Annotated in this window: 26 protein-coding genes; 2 read left to right on the top strand and 24 right to left on the bottom strand. The window is 53.6% G+C overall.

Annotated features, from left to right (window positions below; all coding sequences use genetic code 11):
- Positions 1 to 54: 54 nt before the first annotated feature.
- The 11 genes from tig to M467_RS24590 form a co-directional block, all read right to left on the bottom strand.
- On the bottom strand, positions 55 to 1,347 hold the full coding sequence (tig, locus tag M467_RS24640; RefSeq protein WP_021066844.1) for a trigger factor: 1,293 nt from the start codon (positions 1,345 to 1,347) through the stop codon (positions 55 to 57).
- Between the two features lie 88 nt (positions 1,348 to 1,435).
- Positions 1,436 to 2,341 carry a hypothetical protein gene (locus M467_RS24635; protein ID WP_021066843.1) on the bottom strand — a complete coding sequence of 302 codons (906 nt, stop codon included), beginning with the start codon at positions 2,339 to 2,341 and terminating at the stop codon, positions 1,436 to 1,438.
- Positions 2,342 to 2,882: 541 nt separating this feature from the next.
- Positions 2,883 to 3,395 (bottom strand): metallophosphoesterase family protein, encoded by a 513-nt coding sequence (locus tag M467_RS24630; RefSeq protein ID WP_021066842.1) that lies wholly within the window; start codon positions 3,393 to 3,395, stop codon positions 2,883 to 2,885.
- Positions 3,396 to 3,400: 5 nt separating this feature from the next.
- Positions 3,401 to 3,991 (bottom strand): XTP/dITP diphosphatase, encoded by a 591-nt coding sequence (locus M467_RS24625; protein WP_021066841.1) that lies wholly within the window; start codon positions 3,989 to 3,991, stop codon positions 3,401 to 3,403.
- The gene (rph, locus tag M467_RS24620) at positions 3,988 to 4,737 is read right to left on the bottom strand and encodes a ribonuclease PH (RefSeq protein ID WP_021066840.1); all 750 of its coding nucleotides are present in this window, start codon (positions 4,735 to 4,737) and stop codon (positions 3,988 to 3,990) included. Before rph ends, M467_RS24625 begins: the two co-directional genes overlap by 4 nt.
- The gene (racE, locus tag M467_RS24615; protein WP_031200117.1) at positions 4,730 to 5,536 is read right to left on the bottom strand and encodes a glutamate racemase; all 807 of its coding nucleotides are present in this window, start codon (positions 5,534 to 5,536) and stop codon (positions 4,730 to 4,732) included. The genes rph and racE overlap by 8 nt, the downstream gene beginning before the upstream one ends.
- Positions 5,537 to 5,652: 116 nt before the next feature.
- Positions 5,653 to 5,916 carry a phosphocarrier protein HPr gene (locus tag M467_RS24610; protein ID WP_021066838.1) on the bottom strand — a complete coding sequence of 88 codons (264 nt, stop codon included), beginning with the start codon at positions 5,914 to 5,916 and terminating at the stop codon, positions 5,653 to 5,655.
- 71 nt (positions 5,917 to 5,987) lie between these two features.
- Positions 5,988 to 6,428, bottom strand: coding sequence for an acyl-CoA thioesterase (locus M467_RS24605; protein WP_021066837.1), 441 nt, complete (start codon positions 6,426 to 6,428; stop codon positions 5,988 to 5,990).
- A gap of 9 nt (positions 6,429 to 6,437) precedes the next feature.
- A complete protein-coding gene (gene sdhB, locus M467_RS24600; protein WP_021066836.1) occupies positions 6,438 to 7,238 on the bottom strand; it encodes a succinate dehydrogenase iron-sulfur subunit in 801 nt (266 codons plus the stop codon).
- Positions 7,235 to 8,992 (bottom strand): succinate dehydrogenase flavoprotein subunit, encoded by a 1,758-nt coding sequence (gene sdhA, locus M467_RS24595; protein WP_021066835.1) that lies wholly within the window; start codon positions 8,990 to 8,992, stop codon positions 7,235 to 7,237. The genes sdhB and sdhA overlap by 4 nt, the downstream gene beginning before the upstream one ends.
- A 15-nt stretch (positions 8,993 to 9,007) precedes the next feature.
- Positions 9,008 to 9,625, bottom strand: a complete 618-nt coding sequence (locus M467_RS24590) for a succinate dehydrogenase cytochrome b558 subunit (RefSeq protein ID WP_021066834.1) — start codon at positions 9,623 to 9,625, stop codon at positions 9,008 to 9,010.
- 223 nt (positions 9,626 to 9,848) lie between these two features.
- On the opposite strand from M467_RS24590, the gene M467_RS24585 reads away from it, so the two are divergent.
- The gene (locus tag M467_RS24585; RefSeq protein WP_235045180.1) at positions 9,849 to 10,241 is read left to right on the top strand and encodes a YslB family protein; all 393 of its coding nucleotides are present in this window, start codon (positions 9,849 to 9,851) and stop codon (positions 10,239 to 10,241) included.
- A gap of 48 nt (positions 10,242 to 10,289) precedes the next feature.
- Here M467_RS24585 and M467_RS0115965 read toward each other — a convergent pair whose 3' ends face one another.
- Together M467_RS0115965 and uvrC are read right to left on the bottom strand one after the other, a co-directional pair.
- Entirely contained in the window at positions 10,290 to 11,096 is an 807-nt protein-coding gene (locus tag M467_RS0115965) for an aminoglycoside adenylyltransferase domain-containing protein (RefSeq protein WP_021066832.1), read from the bottom strand.
- Positions 11,093 to 12,877: an excinuclease ABC subunit UvrC gene (uvrC, locus tag M467_RS24580; RefSeq protein ID WP_021066831.1), complete on the bottom strand. Its 1,785-nt coding sequence runs from the start codon at positions 12,875 to 12,877 to the stop codon at positions 11,093 to 11,095. Before uvrC ends, M467_RS0115965 begins: the two co-directional genes overlap by 4 nt.
- A 73-nt stretch (positions 12,878 to 12,950) precedes the next feature.
- Between uvrC and M467_RS24575 the strand changes: the two genes are divergently transcribed.
- On the top strand, positions 12,951 to 14,264 hold the full coding sequence (locus tag M467_RS24575) for a dihydrolipoyl dehydrogenase family protein (protein WP_021066830.1): 1,314 nt from the start codon (positions 12,951 to 12,953) through the stop codon (positions 14,262 to 14,264).
- Positions 14,265 to 14,301: 37 nt separating this feature from the next.
- Here the strand turns inward: M467_RS24575 and mnhG are convergent, their stop codons facing one another.
- The 11 genes from mnhG to M467_RS24520 all read right to left on the bottom strand — a co-directional run bounded on the left by mnhG (position 14,302) and on the right by M467_RS24520 (position 23,288).
- Positions 14,302 to 14,661 carry a monovalent cation/H(+) antiporter subunit G gene (gene mnhG / locus M467_RS24570; protein ID WP_031200113.1) on the bottom strand — a complete coding sequence of 120 codons (360 nt, stop codon included), beginning with the start codon at positions 14,659 to 14,661 and terminating at the stop codon, positions 14,302 to 14,304.
- The gene (locus M467_RS24565) at positions 14,639 to 14,929 is read right to left on the bottom strand and encodes a Na(+)/H(+) antiporter subunit F1 (RefSeq protein ID WP_021066828.1); all 291 of its coding nucleotides are present in this window, start codon (positions 14,927 to 14,929) and stop codon (positions 14,639 to 14,641) included. The genes mnhG and M467_RS24565 overlap by 23 nt, the downstream gene beginning before the upstream one ends.
- A complete protein-coding gene (locus tag M467_RS24560) occupies positions 14,929 to 15,408 on the bottom strand; it encodes a Na+/H+ antiporter subunit E (protein ID WP_021066827.1) in 480 nt (159 codons plus the stop codon). Before M467_RS24560 ends, M467_RS24565 begins: the two co-directional genes overlap by 1 nt.
- Before the next feature lie 7 nt (positions 15,409 to 15,415).
- A complete protein-coding gene (locus M467_RS24555; protein ID WP_021066826.1) occupies positions 15,416 to 16,897 on the bottom strand; it encodes a Na+/H+ antiporter subunit D in 1,482 nt (493 codons plus the stop codon).
- Complete coding sequence (locus tag M467_RS24550) at positions 16,890 to 17,231, bottom strand: Na(+)/H(+) antiporter subunit C (RefSeq protein ID WP_021066825.1); 342 nt, start codon at positions 17,229 to 17,231, stop codon at positions 16,890 to 16,892. The genes M467_RS24555 and M467_RS24550 overlap by 8 nt, the downstream gene beginning before the upstream one ends.
- Positions 17,231 to 17,668: a Na(+)/H(+) antiporter subunit B gene (locus tag M467_RS24545; protein WP_021066824.1), complete on the bottom strand. Its 438-nt coding sequence runs from the start codon at positions 17,666 to 17,668 to the stop codon at positions 17,231 to 17,233. Before M467_RS24545 ends, M467_RS24550 begins: the two co-directional genes overlap by 1 nt.
- Positions 17,652 to 20,081 carry a Na+/H+ antiporter subunit A gene (locus tag M467_RS24540; RefSeq protein ID WP_021066823.1) on the bottom strand — a complete coding sequence of 810 codons (2,430 nt, stop codon included), beginning with the start codon at positions 20,079 to 20,081 and terminating at the stop codon, positions 17,652 to 17,654. Before M467_RS24540 ends, M467_RS24545 begins: the two co-directional genes overlap by 17 nt.
- Before the next feature lie 373 nt (positions 20,082 to 20,454).
- On the bottom strand, positions 20,455 to 20,769 hold the full coding sequence (gene trxA / locus M467_RS24535; RefSeq protein WP_021066822.1) for a thioredoxin: 315 nt from the start codon (positions 20,767 to 20,769) through the stop codon (positions 20,455 to 20,457).
- A 107-nt stretch (positions 20,770 to 20,876) separates the two neighbouring features.
- On the bottom strand, positions 20,877 to 21,842 hold the full coding sequence (locus M467_RS24530) for an electron transfer flavoprotein subunit alpha/FixB family protein (protein WP_021066821.1): 966 nt from the start codon (positions 21,840 to 21,842) through the stop codon (positions 20,877 to 20,879).
- 13 nt (positions 21,843 to 21,855) lie between these two features.
- Positions 21,856 to 22,629, bottom strand: a complete 774-nt coding sequence (locus M467_RS24525) for an electron transfer flavoprotein subunit beta/FixA family protein (protein ID WP_021066820.1) — start codon at positions 22,627 to 22,629, stop codon at positions 21,856 to 21,858.
- Positions 22,630 to 22,709: 80 nt separating this feature from the next.
- Positions 22,710 to 23,288 (bottom strand): TetR/AcrR family transcriptional regulator, encoded by a 579-nt coding sequence (locus M467_RS24520; RefSeq protein ID WP_021066819.1) that lies wholly within the window; start codon positions 23,286 to 23,288, stop codon positions 22,710 to 22,712.
- Between the last annotated feature and the right edge of the window lie 79 nt (positions 23,289 to 23,367).

The following is a 23,367-nucleotide window of genomic DNA, read 5'->3' as shown; positions in this document are numbered from 1 at the left end:
GTGTCGTGACGAAAAAAAGGACGACTGCTAGGCAGCCGTCCTTCTGTCATCCGATTACTTCGCTTTCCCGTTTTCAACGAGAACGTCGATCGCTTTACGGAATTTGAGGTCACCTTTAAGTGTCTCGATTCCGCCTTGTGGCGCGAGCATCGTGCGGAGTTGATCCGGTGCGATGTTGTAAAGTTTAGACATTTCTTCGAGTTCTTTCTCAGCATCTTCGTCAGACACTTCGATCGCTTCTTTCTCAGCGATTGCTTTCAAGACGAGACGAGCTTTAACGCGCTCTTCAGCTTGCTCTTTCATCTCTTCGCGCATCGCTTCTTCAGTCGTTCCAGTAAGCTGGAAGTACATGTCGAGGTCGATTCCTTGTGAAGAAACACGTGTGCCGAACTCTTGAACCATGCGATCTACTTCTTGGTCAACGAGTACTGCAGGTACGTCGATTGTTGCGTTAGCTGTTGCTTGCTCGACGAGTTGGTCGCGCATTGTGCCTTCCGCTTCTTGTTTCTTCGCAGTTTCTAAACGCTCACGGATTTTCGCTTTCAACTCGTCGAGTGATGAAACTGACTCGTCGATGTCTTTTGCGAACTCGTCGTCGAGCTCAGGAACTTGCTTCGCTTTGACTTCGTGAAGTTTGACTTTGAATGTCGCTGGTTTACCCGCCAAGTTATCAGCGTGGTACTCTTCAGGGAATGTTACTTCAACGTCTTTTTCTTCGCCAGCCGTCAAGCCGACCATTTGCTCTTCGAATCCAGGGATGAATTGGCCTGAACCGATTTCGAGCGTGTAGTTTTCAGCCGTGCCGCCTTCGAATTGCTCTCCGTCAGCGAAACCTGCGAAATCAAAGACAGCTGTATCGCCGTTTTCGATTGCGCCTTCTTTGACAGCAAGCTCTGCGCCTTGCTGTTGAAGCGCGTCAAGTTCAGCTGCAACTTCTTCGTCAGTGACTGTTGTTTCAACAGCTTCGTACTCGAGACCTTTGTATTCGCCAAGCTCAGCTTCTGGCTCAACGACGAACGTTACTTTGAACGTTACAGGTTTGCCTTTTTCGAGCGTGCCGTCTACATCGATGTTTTCGAGAGCGATTGGTTCGAAACCAGCTTCCTCGACCGCACCTTGAACTGTGTCACGGTAGAGGATATCGAGCGCATCTTGATAGAGTGCTTCTTCTCCGTACATTTTGTTGAACATTGGGCGTGGCAATTTCCCTTTACGGAAGCCAGGCACGTTCAAAGTTTTGACGACATCTTTGAATGCGGCGTCGACTGCTTTATCAAAAGCTTCTGCAGGTGCTTCGTACGTGAGTACGCCTTGGCTACCTGATGTTTTTTCCCATTTTGCTGTCATGCTAAGTCCCTCCAACAATTCGTTTATACGTACAAGAATGTACAACAATCCGTATTATAGCATAAATCCGGCGACTGCACACAAGGATTTAGTCTAGAAACGCCTCGGTGAAACGCATGTCCGCCTCGAGGATTTCCGCTGCCAAGCCGTCAGTTTCCTCGTGTTGCAAGATGGCCGTTTTCGCCTGTCCGAGTGCCGCCTCCACGTCAGACGCTTCTCGCGGTGTGAACGGGTAGTGCGTGTACATGTAATTCATAAGCAGTTGTGTCGCAATCTCGTCACCGTACACGACCCGCTGCAATTGATTGGTCATCGCTTCCCACGCTTGCGTATGCACGGTCGCCTCGTCTTGCGTCAATCGGTGCCGTGTCCCGAGATCGGTCCATTCGATGACCGGCAACTCGTCGAACGCTTTTTGGAGCACGATCAACTTCATCAACTTTGGACGTTCCGCGACGAGGAGCTCTTTCAAGACGTTGTCGAGGACATCGTCGATATTGAAATGGACGTGTTCAAGCGTCTCGATCTGTTCGCCGATTCCGCCTCGATGAAGGATTCGCTTCACTTTGGCAATCGCGGCCGGGAACTCGGTCAACTTCAACACTTGCAGTACTTGATGCGCTTGTGTGTTGACGTGATCGGTCTTCTCTTGCCATTCGAGATAGAGATTGATCCAATGGGCCGCCTCGAACGGTTGGTCACGCATGATGTAATACTGGGCGATTTGAAGCCCGCCGGCTGCAGGTTCTTCTGCGACCGTCATCTGAGTCGTGACGAGTTCTTCGAGTTTCTCAAGCGTCTCCGGTTCTTCCGGACGTTCCATCAGACATTGGAATAGTTCCATGAAAACAAAGGGATCACCGGGCACTGCCTCATACCAATCCCACAGAATCGGTTCGACCCGTTGCCGTTCTCCGGCCGTGTCCGCCTCTTGAATCATCTTCTGAAGCCGCGACCAGTTCCCAGGAAACGGGTACGCTTTCTCTTTTGCCATCTCTCCACACCCTTTCCATTCATCTCCATCTTCCGTTAGGAATCGATTCGTTGTCAATCAATACCCCGAAAAACGAAAAAAGAGACAACCTCCGTGGAGGCTATCTCTATTTTAAATGGAAGTGTCCCAAGAGGGATTCGAACCCCCGACCGACGCCTTAGCTTACCACCATGGCTTTCGCCACCAACGTGTGTTGTTTGTAGTCTGGACTATATCTTCACCATTTCAGGTGCGACACGTGTAGTCTCTACGGAACCTCACGAGCAAACTGCTCCTTCAATGGCTCTACCTCTAAAGGATGACCTTTAGTCCTTCGAACCACCTTGTCCTCGAAAGGAAATAAGTTTCCTCGGTATTACCATCAGCATGATCTGTTAAGGCTTCACCGATATAGTGTCGTCCACTCTATAGGTTGCTGTTTCCCTATAAAGGCTCCTATTTGTCTTGAAGGGCGTTGCTCTATCCAGCTGAGCTATTGGGACATTGACAAGAAAACTATAATAGAAAAATGGTTTGCTGTCAATTCCTTCTTTTCATTCCGTCACAGCTTTCCGCTCACATCGAGATCCTCGACGGCTGAACCGTCCTCAGACCGATAAAAGCGGACCGTGGCCTGCCCGTTTTCGAGATCCATCAGTACATACGTTTTGTCACTCCGTCCGCGCGGCATCCGAATCGAGCCCGGGTTCACATAGAGCACCCCGTCCTCAATCAACGCTCCGGCGACGTGCGAATGGCCGAACAAGACGACGTTCGCCCCGACCTCTTCGGCCCGATAACGCAACCGGTTCAAGTCGTACTTCACGTCGTGGTGATGGCCGTGGACGATGAGAATCGTGCCTTCAGCCGTCTCCTCGATTCGCTCGAGCGGCAAGTCGCCACCGAAGTCGCAATTGCCGCGCACGGTGTGGTACGGGAGCAGGTGCTCGTCGACGAGCGCGAGTTGCGAGTCACCACAATGATACGCGTCGTCGATTTCTTGTTCGTGCCGATTAAAGATGATCGATAGTTCTTCTGTCAATCCGTGACTGTCACTGACTACGAGAAAACGCATACGGGTCACCCTTTCATGAACGGAATGATTTCTGCCTCTAACTTTCGTAGTGCTTGACCGCGGTGACTGACCGCCGCCTTTTCGTCGCGTTCAAGTTCTGCTGCCGTCTTATGGAGCGACGGGACGATGAAGAGCGGGTCATAACCGAAACCGTTCTCCCCGTGCGGCGCATAGCCGATCGTCCCTTCGATCGTTCCGCGTACCGTCAACGTCTCCCCGGACGGTTTGGCCAAACAGAGGGCACAAATAAAGCGTGCCGTCCGGTTGGTCGCCCCGTTCAACTTCTCGAGCAAGAGGGCGTTGTTCGCCTCATCCGATTTTTCAGGTCCGGCGAAGCGGGCCGAATGGACACCCGGTGCCCCGTCGAGCGCGTCGACTTCGAGCCCCGAGTCGTCAGCGAGGACAGCATGGCCGAAGTAGCGGGCCGCCTCCGTCGCCTTCAGCTCGGCGTTCGCTTCGAACGTCGTGCCCGTCTCGTCCGTCTCAGGTGCGTCCGGATAGTCAAGCAACGATTCGACCTCGAAGCCGAGCGGCGTGAGCATCCCTTCGATTTCGACGACTTTTCCTTTATTGCGTGTTGCGACGATGAGTTTCATGTTGTCTCCTCCAATTGTTCCCCGACATACCACCACGAGGCGCCGAGCGCGTCTTCGGCCGCTTTGAATAACGTCTCGATCCCGCTCTGGGCCATGTGGAGCATCTCGTTCATCTCGAGCAACGTGAACGTTGCTTCTTCCCCTGTCCCTTGCACTTCGACGAAGCGTCCGCTCGCCGTCATGACGACGTTCATGTCGACCTCGGCCGCGGCGTCTTCTTCGTAGTTCAAGTCAAGGAGCAATTCGTCGGTCCGTCCGACCGAGATGGCCGCGACGCCTTCTTTAATCGGCGTGTCGTCAAGCTTGCCTTGACGGATGAGCGCATCGACCGCGAGGACGAGGGCACAGAAGCCGCCCGTAATCGAGGCCGTGCGCGTACCACCGTCCGCTTGGATGACGTCACAGTCAATCCAAATCGTCCGTTCACCGAGTCGTTCCAAATCGACGACCGAGCGGAGCGAGCGGGAAATCAAACGCTGAATCTCCATCGTACGGCCCGACTGTTTCCCTCGGACCGATTCACGGACCGTACGGTTGCCGGTCGCGCGTGGGAGCATGGCATACTCGGCGTTAATCCAACCTTGCTTCTTGCCGCGCAAGAAGTTCGGGACACGTTCTTCGACGGTCGCCGTACAGATGACTTTCGTGTCCCCGATCGAGATGAGGATCGATCCTTCCGCATGCTTGTTTACATGGGGAACGATTTCGACGGGCCGGAGCTCGTCATGGTTTCGTTCGTTACGCATCGACACCGGACACCTCTACTTTCTCCGCTCTCACGGGCTGACCGAGCCACTCTGTCGCGAGTCGGTCAAAGATGACGACGTCCCCCGTCGCATAAAACTGATGCGCCGGGACCGTGTCGAGGTCGTTCTCAAGCTCTTTGAAATCAAGGATGGCCGCCACTTCGAGCGCCGTCTCGTCACCAGATGAAATCAAATGAACGTCCGGTCCGACGACGTCTTGAATGACCGGAGCGAGCAGCGGATAATGCGTGCACCCGAGGATGAGCGTATCCATCTCGGAAGACTGGAGCGGGCGGATCGTCTCAGCGACGATGGCGCGGACACGTTCCCCGTCAAGTTCACCGGCTTCGACGAGCGGTACGAACGGCGGACAGGCGAGCGAATACACATCGATCTCGCCGGCCACGTGCCGGAGTGCCGTCTCGTACGAGTTGCTCTCAATCGTCATCTTCGTGCCGATGACGCCGATATGTTTATTGCGCGTCCCTTTGACGGCCGCGCGGGCACCCGGATCGATGACACCGATGACCGGGATGTTGAGGCGTTTGCGCGCCTCTTTCAAGACGACCGCTGTCGCCGTGTTGCAGGCGATGACGATCATCTTCACGTTCTTGCTTAACAGGAACTCAATCAGTTCCCACGTATAGGCTTCAATCTCATCGTGCGGGCGCGGGCCATACGGGCACCGTTCCGTGTCGCCGATATAGATTATTTCTTCTTTCGGTAGTTGGCGCATCAGTTCTTTGACCACCGTCAAGCCGCCAACTCCTGAATCGAGTACTCCAATCGCTCGTTTCATAATCATCACTTCCATTCCCATCTATCTTACCAAAAAAGCCGATTCTGAAAAAGAAACGGTCTCGTGACAAACAAAAAAGACGAGGTAGCCGATTGGCCGCCTCGTCCGTCGCTCAATTACTGAGCAAGACCTTCGCTTGTGAGCATGTCAGAAAGCGTGTTAACCGCTTCTTCTGCATCGTCACCAGCTGCAGTGATTTTGATTGTAGAATCTTTTGCGATTCCGAGTGAAAGAACACCCATGATCGACTTGAGGTTTACTGTTTTACCGTTGTACTCAAGGTTGATATCTGATTGGAACTTAGAAGCTGTGTTAACCAACTGTGTAGCTGGACGAGCGTGAATTCCTGAATCTGCAACGACTGTGAACGTTTTTTCCATGACGTGATAGTCTCCCTTCAAATTTCAATTCTACAGGTGAACCTGCAGAATAATTGTTTGTGAACTCATTATCAAATGATAGCGGATTCGCAAAAATTCTGCAAGCGATTTTTATATTCTGGAGTCCATTCGGTCGGACGACCGGATTTCGACAAGTGCACGAGGCTCGTACGCCCCGCGAACATGAGCTGTTCTCCATCATATGCCCCGTAATGAATATCACATGAAGTGTTTCCGACCGTCAAGACATTGGCATACACCTTGATCGATTGGCGCGGCATCACCTGGCGGACATAGTCGCACTGGGCGTCCGCCACGACGACGAACCCCTCTTTCAACGAGAACCCTGTCGCTTCAAGCAACTCGATCCGTGCATCCTCGAAATAGATGAACGGGATCGTGTTATTCATATGGCCGTACGGGTCGCACTCCGAAAATCGGACTTTGACGTCTAGCGCGACCCCTGCTCTGACACGTGTTTCCCAATCGGCTTCCCGGAAGTACTTCGTCATCCGTAACCCTTACGCCTCGACCGCAGAACCAGTGCGGCCTTTGTCGCTACCGAAGAACGATTTGAACGAGTGAAGCGTCGTCTGACGGTTCATCGCAGCGATTGACGTCGTGAGCGGAATGCCTTTCGGACAAACTTCGACACAGTTTTGTGCGTTTCCGCACTGTGCGAGGCCGCCGTCTTCCATGAGCGCTTCCAAACGGTCTTCCGCGTGGAAGGCGCCGGTCGGATGCGAGTTGAAGAGACGGACTTGCGAGATGGCAGCCGGTCCGATGAAGTTCGATTTGTCGTTGACGTTCGGGCATGCCTCGAGGCAGACACCGCACGTCATACATTTCGATAGTTCATACGCCCATTGACGCTTGTTCTCTGGCATCCGTGGTCCTGGTCCGAGATCGTACGTCCCGTCAATCGGAACCCAAGCCTTCACTTTTTTCAACGCGTCGAACATACGCTGACGGTCGACTTGAAGGTCACGGACGACCGGGAACGTCTTCATCGGAGCAAGACGGATCGGTTGCTCGAGTTTATCGACGAGTGCCGTACACGATTGGCGCGGCTTGCCGTTGATGATCATCGAACAAGCGCCACACACTTCCTCGAGACAGTTCATGTCCCAGTTGATTGGTGTCGTCTTGTCCCCGTTCGCGTTGACCGGGTTTCGGCGGATTTCCATCAGTGCCGAGATAACGTTCATATTCGGACGGTACGGGACGGTGAACTCTTCCGTATAGGTCGGTTGATCCGGCCCGTCCTGACGTTCAATGATAAAACGAATGTCTTTTTGATCTGCTTGCATCGGCGTCGTCATTTCGTCTTCGCCCCTTTCTTCGAGTAATCCCGTTTACGTGGCGGGATTAACGAAACGTCGATCTCTTCAAACGAGATATCGACTTCCCCATTGTCGTAACGTGCCATCGTCGTCTTCATGAAGCGCTCGTCATCACGTTCCGGGAAGTCCGGCTTGTAATGCGCCCCACGGCTCTCATCGCGTTTCAAGGCGCCAAGTGTGATGACGCGTGCGAGGTCGAGCATGTGGTCGAGCTGTCGGATGAACGATGCCCCTTGGTTGCTCCAGCGGGCCGTATCGGTCGCGGAGATGTTGTTATAGCGTTCACGAAGTTCACGGAGTTTGAGATCCGTCGCTTCGAGTTTATCGTTGTAACGAACGACCGTGACGTTGTCGGTCATGAGTTCGCCGAGCTCACGGTGGATTTGATACGCGTTTTCCGTACCGTCCATCGCGAGGATGTCGTTGAACCGCTCGATTTCTTCACGTTCGTTGAAGTTGAAGAGTGCTTCTGGCACGCTCTCTGTCACTTGGTCGAGACCACGCATGTAATGAACGGCCGCAGGACCGGCTTCCATCCCGCCGTATACAGCCGAGAGGAGCGAGTTGGCACCGAGACGGTTGGCACCGTGCATCGAGTAATCGCACTCACCGGCAGCGAATAGCCCTGGGATGTTCGTCATCTGGTCGTAATCGACCCAGAGTCCGCCCATCGAATAGTGAACGGCCGGGAAAATCTTCATCGGGACTTTCCGTGGGTCGTCGCCGACGAACTTCTCGTAAATCTCAAGGATGCCGCCGAGTTTGATGTCGAGCTCTTTCGAGTCTTTATGCGACAAGTCGAGGTACACCATGTTTTCGCCGTTGACGCCGAGCTTCTGGTTGACGCAGACGTCGAAGATCTCACGCGTCGCGATATCACGCGGCACGAGGTTTCCGTAGGCCGGATACTTCTCTTCAAGGAAGTACCATGGTTTGCCGTCTTTATACGTCCATACACGTCCGCCTTCACCACGTGCCGACTCACTCATGAGACGAAGCTTGTCGTCCCCTGGGATCGCCGTCGGGTGGATTTGGATGAACTCGCCGTTCGCGTAGACCGCGCCTTGACGGTAAACCGCTCCAGCCGCTTGGCCGGTGTTGATGACCGAGTTCGTCGATTTACCGAAGATGACTCCTGGGCCACCTGTCGCAAGGATGACCGCATCCGATGGGAACGCTTTAATTTCCATCGAGCGTAAATCCTGACAGACCGCACCACGGCATACGCCTGATTCATCGATGATGGCCCGGAGGAACTCCCAGCCTTCATACTTCTCGACGAGCCCTTGCGCCTCATAGCGACGGACCTGCTCGTCTAGCGCGTAAAGAAGCTGTTGCCCTGTCGTCGCACCGGCGTAAGCCGTGCGGTGATGGAGCGTGCCGCCGAAACGTCGGAAGTCGAGAAGACCTTCCGGCGTCCGGTTGAACATGACGCCCATCCGGTCGAACATGTGGATGATTTTCGGTGCCGCTTCCGCCATCTTTTGGACTGGCGGTTGGTTGGCGAGGAAGTCGCCCCCATAGACCGTATCATCAAAGTGTTGCCAAGGAGAATCCCCTTCCCCTTTCGTGTTGACGGCACCGTTGATGCCGCCTTGTGCACAAACTGAATGTGAACGCTTGACCGGTACAAGCGAGAATAGTTTTACCGGAACACCCATCTCAGCCGACTTGATTGTCGCCATGAGTCCAGCTAGACCGCCACCGATGACGATCAAACTTTGATTTGCCATGTACTTTTCCCCCTATTACAAGATGCCAGCGAACGTCAAGATTGAACGGATGCCGACAAAAGATAGTGCCAAGAAGACCGCGCCTGAGACGTAGCTCATGAAGCGCTGTGAACGAGGCGACTGTGTGATCCCCCACGTGATGGCAAACGACCAGAGACCGTTCGCGAAGTGGAACGTAGCCGAGAGGATCCCGACTATGTAGAAGATAAGCATGAGCGGATTGTCGACGATGTTTTGCATCATCTCCGCATTCACTTCAACGCCACGCAACTTCGCCAAGCGCGTTTCCCAAACGTGCCATGCGATGAAGATGACGAGGAAGACGCCCGTGAAGCGTTGGAGCATGTACATCCAGTTACGGGCGTATGAGTAACGGTTCGTGTTAATCGAACCGAGGAACGCATAATACACGCCATACACGCCGTGGAAAATCATCGGCAAAGCGATGATGGTGACTTCAAGGAAGTACAAGTACGGTAAGCTCTCCATGAATTTTGCTGCCTTGTTAAACGATTCCACCCCATCGACGATATAGTAGTTGACCGACAAGTGGACGATCAAAAACAGGCCGATTGGGATGACCCCAAGTAGCGAATGGACTTTACGACTGAAATAGTCACGCTGCGAAGCCATTCTAGTTCCCCCTTTGTACGAGCCCTTGGCTCGTTTTGTAAATAAAAGCGTTTTCAAATGTAAATATAGCTTTCTGTCTCCTATTCTACTCTTGTGAATTTTGTATGACAAGACAACCTGACCGATTTGTGACACATTCTTTTGCAAAATACCCGGTGACCAAAAGCCGATTCGTCGTTATAATGGTATAGAGAGATTGGAGTGATGGAAGAAGATGGAAACGATGAGCCAACCCACTTTCGCGATCGAACTGTTGCGCGATTATGTGTTGACGGATTTGCTTGGGGACGATTACGCCCAAGTCATCTATTGGTCGGGTAAACGGGTCGCACGCAAGTTCCCGGTCATGCCCAATGAGGAACTGAGCGCCTTCTTTAGTGAGGCCGGCTGGGGAGATTTGACGCTGCTGAAAGAAAAAGGAAATAAATTCTTGTTCGAGCTCACGCCCCCACCCGCGACCCAAGAAAAGGCGACGGGCTACTTCCAGCTCGAGGCTGGCTTTTTAGCCGAACAGATTGCGGGTCGTTTCCAATGCGTCGCCGAAGGATATGCCGACGTGACGCGCAAGGCCGTCCACATCACCGTCCAACTAGACCGAAAAGATACGTATGAATGACGAAGAGCCGATGCGATTTTTACACCGCATCGGCTCTTTCTTTTTGAGTTAATCCTCTAACTCATCCATCTCTTCATACGGAAAGAGACGCTCATTGGCAAAGATATAAAAGTCGATGAGTTCCGACCTTGAGAACGTACTGTCTTCTCCCGCATACGCCGCTGCCGCTTTTTGAATGACATGCAGGAGATCAGTCGGAATCGATTGTCGCTTTGCCCAATCGAGCACTTCTCGTTTGGCGAGCACACGTCCATCTATCTCATAGGCCATCACCCGCACGAGATTCAGTACGCTATACACGGGATGATTCTCGAGCGAGCTGAAGCAATCCAACGCGTCGCCCTTGATTGCTTCTCGGTAATGTCCATCCTCAAACCCGAGCAACAACTCATGCATCGGAGCCCCGAACAAGACACGGCCCCGCTCCATAATGACTTTAAGATGGGCGGCCACATCCGGATCCGTCATTCCGCGTTGCTCATGGAGCAGTTCATCGATTGACATTTCTTCTAACCGCATGCGCCACTGCTCACTATAATGAAACTCGAACGGACTCGGATGGACCCATTCTTGTAACGCTCGTTCCGTCAGCACGGTCAGCTCGAGCGGATAAGGCTGCGTCGAAGTCTCCAGGCACAGTCGCATCAAACCGAGCCGTTCCTCGTCCGACAGGTCTCGGTCGCTCACGAACAGTAAATCGACGTCGCTCTGTCGCGGATGAAAGCCTCCCATCGTCAAAGACCCGTGCACGTACGCATGTCGAATCGCGTCGGTCACGTCCGCCAAGTCACGCACGAACTGTTCAATAAAAGGTGATGTCTCGTCTGGAAAATCGGCTAACGCGTCTCGGTTCATTCGTCGGTCTCCTCATGGACGTATTGGATTACGGTCTCGGCCAACTTCTCCGGCAGGCCTGCTTCCTTCAACTGTTCGAGCGAGGCGAGACGGATTTGCTTCATCGACCCGAAATGACGAATCAATTGCTGGCGTCGCTTCGGTCCGACGCCCGGGATGTCGTCGAGCACCGACCGCGTCATCTTCTTCGTCCGCAAACTGCGGTGGAACGTGATGGCGAAGCGGTGGACCTCGTCTTGCATGCGTTGCAACAGATAGAACGCGCTCGAGCGTGAGTTCAATTCGATGACCCCACCGCCTTCCCCGAACAAGAGCTGGCTCGTCCGGTGACGGTCATCTTTCTTCAACGAGCCGACGGGCACGTCGAGCCCGAACTCGTTCTGTAGGACGTCGAGGGCGGCGTTCAATTGCCCGATGCCCCCGTCAATCAACAGCAGGTCCGGCAGACGTTTCTCTTCCGTCAACAGACGGCGGAATCGACGGCGGACGACCTCTCGCATCGTCTCATAGTCGTCCGGTCCTTGGACGGTACGAATCTTGTATTTCCGGTATTCCTTCTTGAGCGGCTTGCCATCCTCGAAGACGACGAGCGCCGAGACGGCGTCCGCTCCCTGGATGTTGGCGTTGTCGATGATGTCGACGCGCGACAAGTTCGGGATGCCGATCGCTTCGCCGAGTTCACGCATCGCCATGAGCGTCCGCTCCTCGTCCCGTGCCAACAACTCGAACTTCTCGTTCAAGGCGATCCCTGCATTTTTCGTCGCCAAGTCGAGCAATTGCCGTTTCGCGCCCCGTTTCGGTTGCATCACTTTCGTGCCGATCGCCTCGTTCAACAAGTCGATACGGACGATCTCTGGGACGAGCACTTCCTTCGGCACGACGTTCTGCTCATAGAACTGGACGATGAAACTCTCGAGTTCTTCGGACGGTTCTCCGTGGAGTGGGAACAACGACACGTCGCGTTCGATCATCTTGCCGCCCCGCATATAGAACACTTGGACGCACATCCAGCCTCGGTCGAGTGTATAGCCGAAGACGTCGCGCGCCGTCGGGTCGGCCGTAATCATGTTCTGTTTGTTCATAATCGATTCGACGGCCCGGATTTGGTCCCGGAGTTCGGCCGCCCGTTCGAATTGCATATCCTCGGCCGCCTTGCCCATGTCGACCTGGAGCTTGGCAAGCGTCTCGCTCGTCTCTCCGTTCAGGAAGCGACGAATCTCTTGGACAATCTCTTTTTGCTCGTCCGTGTCGATGGCAAGCTCACACGGTCCGAGGCACTGGCCGATGTGGTAATACAGACAGAGCTTGCGCGGCATCGGTTGGCATTTCCGGAGCGGATACAGCTTGTCGAGCAGCCGCTTCGTCTCGTTGGCGGCATAGGCGTTCGGATACGGGCCAAAATAGAAGCCGCCGTCCCGCTTCAACTTCCGCGTCGTGAGCAGCCGTGGATACGGCTCGTTCGTAATTTTGATATACGGGTACGACTTGTCATCCTTCAAGCGAATGTTATATTTCGGGTCGTGCTTTTTGATGAGCGTCATCTCGAGCAAGAGTGCCTCGAGCTCGCTCGCCGTGACGATATATTCGAAGTCGCGAATCTCGGCCACGAGGCGCATCGTCTTGATGTCGTGCGCCCCGGTGAAATACGACCGGACCCGGTTCTTCAGATTTTTCGCTTTCCCGACGTAAATGATTTCCCCGTACTCGTTCTTATGCAAGTAACAGCCGGGCTCGTCCGGGAGGAGCGCCAATTTATGTTTAATGTGGTCAGAATGACTCAAATTCAATCACCTCAGTTTAGGTTCCTTCCAGACGGGAAAAAAATTGATGAAGTCTCAGAGGGAGGGTTTTGGAATGAAACGGTACGATGTCATCATCATCGGCAGCGGCTCGGCAGCGAGCCAAGCCGCCAGCGTGTTACGTGACGCCGGTAAACAAATTGCGATTGTCGAGAATTGGACGTTCGGCGGGACGTGCCCGCAGCGCGGGTGTGACCCGAAAAAAATGCTCGCGGAAGGAGCCGAGCTGATTGCCCGGGCCGAACGAATGAAACCGCTCGGTGTGACCGGCGAACTCAAGCTCGACTGGCACGCCTTCAAACATCGTGTCGACGAGTACCGCTTTGCCGTCCCGACGACGAAGATGCATCATTGGCAAGAACACGGCATCGATTTGTTCGAAGGCGAACCACATTTCATCGACGAAGACTCGATTGTCATCGAAGGACATGAAATCTCGGCGCATCAATTCTTGATCGCATCGGGGCAAATCCCGCGTCCACTCGACATTCCCGGCGGAGACGCTGCCATCACGAGCAACGACGTCTTCGACCTTGAGGTGTTACCGCAACACGTCATCATCGTCGGAGCCGGTTATATCGCCTTCGAGTTCGCCCATATTCTGCGCCGGTTCGGATGTGACGTGACGCTCCTCGTCCGGTCGCGGGCGTTGAAGCCGTTCGACCGTAAAGTCGTCAAACGGCTTGTCGATGAGACGATTCAAATCGGGATCGATGTCCGCTATGGAATCGAACCGGTCGACATCAATGGCGACGTCGTGACGCTATCAGATGACTCTACCCTTGTAGGACTCGTGCTTAACGCCACCGGGCGGATTCCGAGCATCGAGCGACTTCGGTTGGATGCGGCCGGCATCGAGTCCGACCACGGCGGCGTCTTGGTCAACGAGTTTCTCCAGACGACGAATCCGAACGTCTATGCGGCCGGAGACGTCGCCAAGAGCCGCAACCCGGCCCTCACCCCGTTCGCCGGACAGGAAGGCCGCATCGCCGCGCTCAACCTGCTCCGCAACAACACGCGTCCGCTCCCCGAGCGTCCCGCCCCGACGGTCGTCTTCACGACACCACCGATTGCCAAAGTCGGGCTGACGGTCGACGAGGCCAAGGCGCAAGGGATTGACTATGAATGTAAAGACAACGACTTGGCCCATTTCTTGACGTATGAGCGGATCAACGACACGACGGCGTTCTCCCGCATCTTGCTCAGCAAAGACGGTCATGTGCTCGGCGCCCACTTGATTGGGCAACACGCGCCGGAACTGATCAACTTGTTCTCATTCATTATACAAAACAATATGACCCATCAACACGTCAAACACTTGGAGTTCGCGTATCCGACGTCCGCGTCCGATATTTCGTACCTCATCTAAAAAAGGCTCTTCCATCGTGCGATGGAAGAGCCTTTCGTCATTCGATTCCTTTATCCTTATCTTCTTGCAAGGCGTCCTGGAGCGATTTGTCCCAGAGCTTGACCCCTTGGGCGTGAGCCGCCCGAGCAATCAAGTGTCCGCCGACCGGAGCCGTCAACAAGACGAAGAACAAGCCGAGCAGGAGTCGTGCGTCAAAGATGCGCTGGTCGACCCAGACGTGCAGGAGCGCCGCGAACAAGACGAACATGACGCCGAGCGTCGCACTCTTCGAGGCCGCATGGGCCCGCGAGTAGATGTCCGGCAGCCGGATGAGACCGATGGCCGCGACGACGGTGAAGAATACCCCGATGATTGTGAAGACACCGGTCAAAATGTCATAAATCATTGTTGCGGTCATGTTGGATGATCTCTCCCTTCTCAAGGAATTTCGAGAACGCCACCGTTCCGATAAAGGCTAAAATCCCGAGCAAGAGGATGACTTCGAAAAACATCGTCGTGTCGAGTAGAATCGACAACAGCGAGACGACGGAAATCAAACCGATTCCGATCGAGTCGAGCGCAATCACACGGTCAGCCGTCGTCGGTCCTTTGACGACCCGATACAGCATGCCGAGCATGGCGAGCACGAGGATGGCGAGCGCCACGTAAATAATAATATCTAACATTAGCTGGTCGCCTCCTTAATCTTCGTCTCAAAGTTATCGTGAATGCCTTGCTTGAGCGACTCTTTATCCGGCATATGGAGCGCATGGATATAGAGCGTCTTATTGTCGTCCGACACTTGGACGACGAGCGTCCCTGGTGTCAGGGTGATGAGCATCGACAGCCAACTGACCTTCCAACCGGCATCGAGCTCGGTATGGTACCGGAAGATGCCTGGTTGGATTTTCAGTTTCGGGCTGAGGACGAGCCGGAGCACCTCGACGTTGGCGAGGACAAGCTCTCGACAGAAAATCAACAACAGTTTAAGCAGTTTCAAGACGCGGATGAAATAGAAATCCGTATTCTTGAAGAAGCGGCGCATCATGAAGATGACGAGTAATCCGAGCAAATAGCCGATGAGAAATCCGCTCGTCGTGAACGTACCCGTGAAGAACATCCAAATGAACGCCAGGAAAAAGTTGATGAGTAGTTGGTAAGCCATCTCTAAATCACTCCTTAATCACGGCATCGATATAGATTTCGGGTTGCACGAGCGGTTCAATTGCCTGGGTAATGAACGGATGCATCGCCTCGGCGCCGAACCCGTAAGCCACGGCGACGGCGACGAGCAAGAACGTCGGCACGATGAGTTTCTTCATGTGCGGAACGAGCGGACCGTCGTAGGCACGCTTCTCTTCTCCCCAGAATCCGTACAAGAAGATTTTGATGACGGAGAAGAGGACGAACAAACTCGACAGCAAGATGAGGAGCGGTCCGAACAGGCTGCCCTCGGCGACCCCACCTTGAACGATTAACAGTTTCCCGAAGAATCCGCTAAGCGGCGGAATCCCGGCGAGCGACAAGGCGGCGATGAAGAACGTCCAGCCGAACAGCGGGAACCGGGTAATCAAGCCACCCATGTCGCGTAACTGACCAGACTTGGTGATGCCGATCATCATGCCGACGAGCATGAACAGGGCGGCCTTGATCAACATGTCATGAATCAAGTAGTAAAGCGCCCCTTCGAGCGACGTCTGCGTGTTGAGCGCAATCCCATAGAGAATCACGCCGACTGCGATCATGATGTTGTAGATGATGATCAATTTGACGTCATTATAGGCGATGGCGCCAATCATCCCGATGACGATTGTCAACACGGCGAGAATAATCAAGAAGTTCTGCGTGAACGACCCGACATCAAACAGGAGCGTGTATGTCCGCAAAATCGAGTATACCCCTACTTTCGTCAGAAGCGCCCCGAACATAGCGAGGATTGGCGTCGGTGCCACGACATACGAGCCCGGGAGCCAGTAGTGTAACGGTACGAGTGCACCCTTTAAACCGAAGACAATCATGAACAATACCCCGATGACGACGAGAACGGATTGATTCTCGACGAGCGGAATCTTCTGCGCGAGGTCAGCCAAGCTGAGCGTGCCGACCGTTCCGTAAAGTAGCGCGACGGCCATGACGAACAACGCCGAGGCGATGACGTTCACGAGCAAGTACTTGATTGACTCGCGAAGTTGGACCCCTTTCCCGCCGAGGACGATCAAAACGTATGACGAGATGAGGAACACTTCGAAGAAGACGAACAAGTTGAAGATATCGCCTGTCGTGAAGGCACCGTTCACCCCGACGAGGAGGAACAGCATCGCGACATAGACGTAGTTCGACTCATACGCGTCCGAGAAGTAATGGGTCGCGAACCAGACGATGAAGAAGACGATCAACGTCGACGTGGCGACGAGCAATGCCGACAGCATGTCCGAGACGAGCGTGATCCCGAACGGTGCCGGCCAGTTTCCTAAGTTGACGGTCAAGATGCCGTCCTGTGACACGGTGAAGATCAGCAGCACCGTCACTGCGAACGTTACAAGTAAAGCCCCGAGTGCCACTCCGCGTTGCAGACGAATCTGCTTCGGCGCGAAGAGGAGGATGATGGCCGCAAGCGCCGGGATGACAATCGGAAAGATCGGTAAGTTAATCATTCGATTCCGTTCCTTTCATTTCCTCAATATTATCCGTATTTAGTTCTTGATAGGCCCGATACGCGAGCACTAGGAAGAACGCGGTCACCCCGAAGCTGATGACGATGGCCGTCAAGACGAGCGCTTGCGGGAGCGGATCGGTATATTCCGTCACCCCGTCGACGAGGACTGGTGCCGCTCCGGTTTTCAATCCGCCCATCGTCAAGACGAGTAAGTGGGCGGCGTGACTGAGCAGGCCGGTGCCGATGATGATGCGCAACAAACTCTTTGAGAGAATCATATAGACAGCGCTCATCGTCAAGACACCGATGATGATGCTAACGAAGATTTCCATTATTCACTCTCTCCAATCGTTTGAATGATCGTCATCGTCACACCGATGACCACAAGGTAAACACCAAGGTCGAAGGCAATCGCCGTGTGAAGCGTCTGTTCGCCTAAGAGCGGCAAGTCAAACTTACCATACGCATGCGTAAGGAACGGACGGTCCCAGAAGATGCTGTGAAGCGACGTCAGTAACGCGATGGCGAGACCGAGCGCCGTCATCTTGCGATAGTCGAACGGAAGCACGTCGGCGAGCGTCTTCGAATCAAAGGCAAGGAGCAATAATACGAGTGCCGCCGCCGTCATCAAACCACCGATGAAGCCTCCGCCCGGCGAATAGTGCCCGGCGAAGAAGAGATTGATTGAGAACACGATGATGATGAAGAAGATGATCACCGCGGCCGTCTGTAAGATGACGTCATTGACTTGATCATTTTTTCGGTTCATGTTCACGTGCTCCTTTCGTACGTTCTGTCGTTCTGAATTTGATCATCGTGTAAATCCCGATGGCCGCGATGGCAAGGACGACGATCTCGAACAACGTATCAAAGCCCCGGAAGTCGACAAGGACGACGTTGACCATGTTTTTTCCGGCTGCTAAATCATAGACATTTTCTTTATAGTACTCTGAGATTGACGACAGGGAACGGTTCGATAGCACCATGAAGCTGAGGAGCATGACCGTCACCCCGACGATTATCGAGACGATCGCATTCTCGATTTTGAATTTCACGCGCACTTCTTTCTTGCTGATCTCCGGCATATGGTAGAAGACGAGCAAGAACAGCGCGACCGATACCGTCTCGATGACGAGCTGCGTCAAGGCCAGGTCCGGTGCATTGAAGAAGACGAAGAACAACGCGACCGAATAGCCGACGACACCGAGCAGAATGATCGATGGCAGGCGCGAACGCATGAACAGAATTGCGATTGATGCCAAGATGACAACAGCCCCGAGGACGTATTCATAAGGCGCGACAGGTTCCATCTCGCCGAACGAGAAGTTGAACAAATCGAACCAATACATCGAGAACAACATCATGCCTGACAAGAACAAGAAGATGTAGACCAAATACGAGCGGATGAAGCCCGTCATATAGTTATCTTTGAAGCGGTACGCCGCCTTGTTCGACCAGACGAGCGTCCCGTCATACATGCCGTTGAGCGTCAAGCGGTGTGGAATCCGGTTATAGATGCCCATCCACTTGTTGATCGTGTAGAACATGAGCGTCCCGAGCAGGATGACGCCGATCGTCATGAACAGCTCCGGTGTCAATCCGTGCCAGAAGTAGATGTCTACTTTGACTTCTTGCCCGCTCGCGACGAGCGTCGGATAAATCGATTCGACGGCCGGCTTGATGAGCGAGTTCGATAACACGTTCGGCACGAATCCGAGCACGACGACGAGGATGGCGAGAATCGCTGGCGGGATGAGCATCCCGATCGGTGCCTCGTGCGGCTGTTTCGGCAATTTGTCGAACTGGGCTTTGCCCATGAACGTCCGTGTGAAGATGATCAAACTGTAGATGAACGTGAACACACTCGCGATGAACGCGACGACCGGAATTAAGATGCCGATCGTATCGAGCGCGAAGAAGTCCATCGAGAACACTTTCGTCGTCGCCTTCAAGAACATCTCTTTACTGAGGAATCCGTTGAATGGCGGTAACCCTGCCATCGACAATGAGCCGATGACGGCGATCGTGAACGTGATTGGCATGACGGTCATGAGACCGCCGAGTTTGCGGATGTCACGCGTCCCGGTCTCGTGGTCGACGATTCCGACCATCATGAACAGCGAGCCTTTGAATGTCGCATGGTTAATCAAATGGAAGATTGCCGCGATCGTCGCGACCATATAGATGTTGTCATCCATGCCGTCATAATGAAGCGCCGCGGCACCAAGTCCGAGGAGCGACATGATGAGACCTAGCTGACTGACCGTCGAAAAGGCGAGAATCCCTTTCAAATCGGTCTGTTTGACCGCGTTGAACGAACCCCAGAACAAGGTGAACGTCCCGACTGCGGCAATCGTCCATAGCCAAATCGGTGACTCTTGGAACACCGGGCTCATCCGTGCGACGAGATAGAGACCGGCCTTGACCATCGTCGCCGAGTGGAGGTACGCACTGACCGGGGTCGGCGCTTCCATCGCGTCCGGCAACCAGATGTGGAACGGGAATTGCGCCGACTTCGTGAAGGCGCCGAGCAAGATGAGAATCATCGCCGCGATAAAGAACGGGCTGTCCGCGATCACTGCCTGATTGGCCACCATGTCGCGGATGCTGAACGAGCCGACAATCGACTCGAGAATCACAATCCCCCCGAGCATCGACAGACCACCGAACACGGTGATGAGCATCGATTTACGCGCCCCGTAGCGAGAGCGCTCTTTCTCGTACCAGTACCCGATCAATAGGAACGACGAAATCGACGTAAGTTCCCAGAACATGTACATGACGACCATGTTGTCCGAGAGGACGACACCGAGCATCGCGCCCATGAACAAGAGCAGATACACATAAAAATGACCGAGCGACTCTTTGTCTTTATTCAAGTAATAAATCGAATACAGGACGACGAGCGCCCCAATCCCTGTAATCAGGAGGGCAAACAAAAGTCCAAGCCCGTCCACGTAGGCCGTGAAGTTGATGCCGAGCGATGGCATCCATTCGACCGTTTCCGTCACGACGTCTCCCGCGCTCGTGATTCCGATGAAGCGGAAGAAGTACACGAATAGGACGACCGGAACGATTAACACGAACCAACCCGTATGGATTCGCTTCAGCGCCCGGAACAAGAACGGGATGAATGGTGCCGCGAGAAGCGGCAATAAGATAGCTAAATGTAACACCGACAAGAAAATTCCTCCTTCGAACAGAGTCTTACAAACGATGGCTTAATTATTAAGGTCATTTGACGCCATCACGTCTTCTTCATGAGTATAGCGTAAATTTTCAGTCTGTTTCCATGATAAAACCTTCGCGTATTTTGACGCCTCCCCGATTTCTCCCGAACTGTTAAATATGAAGGGAGTCGACAAAAAGCGACGAAAAAAAATTACAATCGCACTCTATATGTATGCGTTTTCAGGTGGTGATTTGTCCGAATTCTCGCCCTCAATCCGTACCGAACCTTAACCGTTGATATTCCATGCGAAACGACTAAACTCCTTCTTCCCTAACACGCCCAACAAAAAACAGCCGACCAGTTGCCCGGTCGGCTGTACGTGATTATTGTGCTGTTGCGATAAACTCTTTTAGTGCTTCTTTTGGTTGGAAGCCCATTGTTTTCGAAACAGGTTGTCCGTCTTTGAACATCATAAGTGTTGGGATACTTTGAATTTGGAAAGCGCCCGCTACTTCTGGGTTCTCGTCAACGTCGAGTTTAACGATTTGGACTTGGTCGCCCATCTCTTGGTCAAGCTCTTCGAGTACCGGTGCGATCATGCGGCACGGTCCACACCAAGCTGCCCAGAAATCGACGAGGACGACGCCCTCTTTTACTTCTTGTTCAAATGTTTGAGTCGTTGCGTGTTTAATAGCCATTTGGTAAATACCTCCCCAGTAAGATGTGAGAGCCGAATGAATCACTCTCATGCATTTCATGTTCAGAGTATACCACGGAGGGTACGTTTCCCCAAACGTTCTGCATATCAGCTATTGACGAGGTGTTTGCGGAACTCTTCCGTCAAGAGTGGGACGACGTCGAACAAGTCGCCGACGATACCGTAATCGGCCACGCTGAAGATGTTCGCTTCCGGGTCTTTGTTGATGGCGACGATGACTTTGGCGTTGCTCATCCCAGCCAAGTGTTGAATCGCGCCCGAGATGCCGCAGGCGATATATAAGTCCGGCGTGACGACTTTCCCCGTCTGACCAATTTGAAGTGCGTAGTCGCAATAGTCGGCGTCACATGCTCCACGTGAAGCACCAACGGCACCGCCAAGCAGTTCAGCGAGTTCTTCGAGCGGCTTGAAGCCGTCTTCGCTCTTGACGCCACGGCCACCGGCGACGATGACTTTCGCTTCCGTCAAATCGACTTTCCCCGTCGCCTTGCGAACGACTTCTTTGACGATCATGGCGAGGTCTTTCAGTTCCACGCTCGGTGTCTCGACCGACACGCTCGCCCCGGCCGTACGCGGAAGTGCGTCGATGTTGTTCGGGCGGATCGTGAAGAACATGACCGAGTCTTTGAATTTCACTTTCTCGAACGCCTTCCCTGAATAAATCGGGCGGACGAACTCGGCGTCTTTGCCTGATCCTTCGATTGAGACGACGTCACTGATGAGACCTGCGTCAAGACGCGCCGCGAGTTTCGGGGCGATGTCTTTCCCGAGTGCCGTATGACCGAGCACGATCATGTCCGGTGACTCTTGGTCGATGACTTGGCGGAGCACTTGCCCATAACCGTCCGGCGTGTAGTGCTTGAGACGCTCGTCTTCGATGACGAGGACGCGACCCGCGCCGTACTCCCCGAGTTCCGTCGCGAGTGCTTTGACGTCATCCCCGATGACGACTGCCGTCACGTCGTCCGTCAATTGCTTCGCTGCAGCGATTGCTTCAAATGATACGTTCCGTAACGCGCCTTCACGCGCTTCTGCGAGTACTAAAGCTTTCATCTATGTGTCCCCCTTAAATGACTTTTGCTTCCGTGCGAAGTAATTGAACGAGCTCGCTCACTTGTGACGACGTATCCCCTTCAAGGATGCGCCCAGCTTTCTTCTCTTCTGGCAAGAAACGTTCGATCGTCTCGATTTTCGCTTCGATCTCGTCTTCATCGAGGTCGATGTCCGACAGTTCGAGTTCTTCGAGTGGCTTCTTCTTCGCCTTCATGATGCCTGGAAGGCTCGGGTAACGCGGTTCGTTCAATCCTTGCTGCGCTGTCACGAGGAGCGGGAGCGCCACTTCGATCACTTCCGTGTCCCCTTCGACGTCGCGTGTGACCGTCGCTGTCGTGCCGTCGATATCGAGTTTCGTGATCGTCGTCACGTAGTTCATGTCCAACAGTTCAGCGACACGTGGTGCGACTTGGCCGCTACCGCCGTCAATGGCGACGTTCCCGGCGAAGATGAGATCTGGCGCTTGCTCTTTCAAGTACGTGGCGAGCACTTTCGAAATCGTCACATGGTCTGCGTCCTCGACGTCATCCTCGATCGAGATGCGAACCGCTTTGTCCGCTCCCATCGCGAGCGCCGTTCGAAGTTCTTTGTCCGCGTCTTCTGGTCCGACCGTCACGACCGTGACTTCTCCCCCGAGATCGTCACGCTTACGGATGGCCTCTTCGACCGCATATTCGTCATACGGGTTGATGATGAACTCAGCGCCGTCTTCTTGAATTTCCCCATTCTCGAGCTGAATCGCTTCCTCTGTATCGAACGTACGCTTCAGCAATACAAAAATATTCATCGTAGTTCCCCCTTATAAGTTGTTCGCACCATCATTCATGAATCAGCGTTCATTTTTTGAGCTAGCGAGAGGGCTTACGGTTAAGCAAGCCCTTTTTTTAACATATGGTGTACTTTCGGTAGCGTCGACATCAAGTCATACTTGAAGCCGCTCGCCATCCAACTCGTGACCACTTCATCGATCGTGCCGAAAATCATCTGCCGAGCGAGTCGATAGTCGAGATCGCGATCGAATTCGCCGGTGTCGATCCCGTGTTGTACGACCGCATCGATTAAGTTCAAGTACGGTTTGAGCACTTCGCTAATCTTTTGACGGAGCGCCAAGTTCGACTGCCGGAGCTCGATTTGCGTCACGACGGCGAGGTCGTAATCGGCCGACAGTTGCTTCAAGTGCGACTCGATCAACTGATACAGTTTGTCGCCGGCCGTCGTCTCCCGCTCGATTTGTTGTTTCGAGTAGTCGATGAACAGGCCCATCTTCGTCTGGAACAATTCAATCAACAGATGTTCCTTGTTTTTGAAGTACAGATAAATCGTTCCGTCGGCGACGCCCGCCTCTTTGGCGATGGCCGTCACCTTTGCACCGTGATAGCCATGATCCGCAATCACTTTCACTGCCGCATCGATAATGCGGTCACTTTTTGATCCATTCTTTGTCATAAACACCCAAGCTCCTTACCGCTGCTTAAAAATGAATGATGGTTCATTCATTTATTATTCTATCATGTGACACGCTTGT

Origin of the sequence: Exiguobacterium chiriqhucha RW-2 (assembly GCF_000416965.1) — a bacterium.
Lineage (GTDB): Bacteria > Bacillota > Bacilli > Exiguobacteriales > Exiguobacteriaceae > Exiguobacterium > Exiguobacterium chiriqhucha.
The sequence above is the reverse complement of the archived record's forward strand: the minus strand, read 5'-3'. Positions and strand labels throughout refer to the sequence as shown.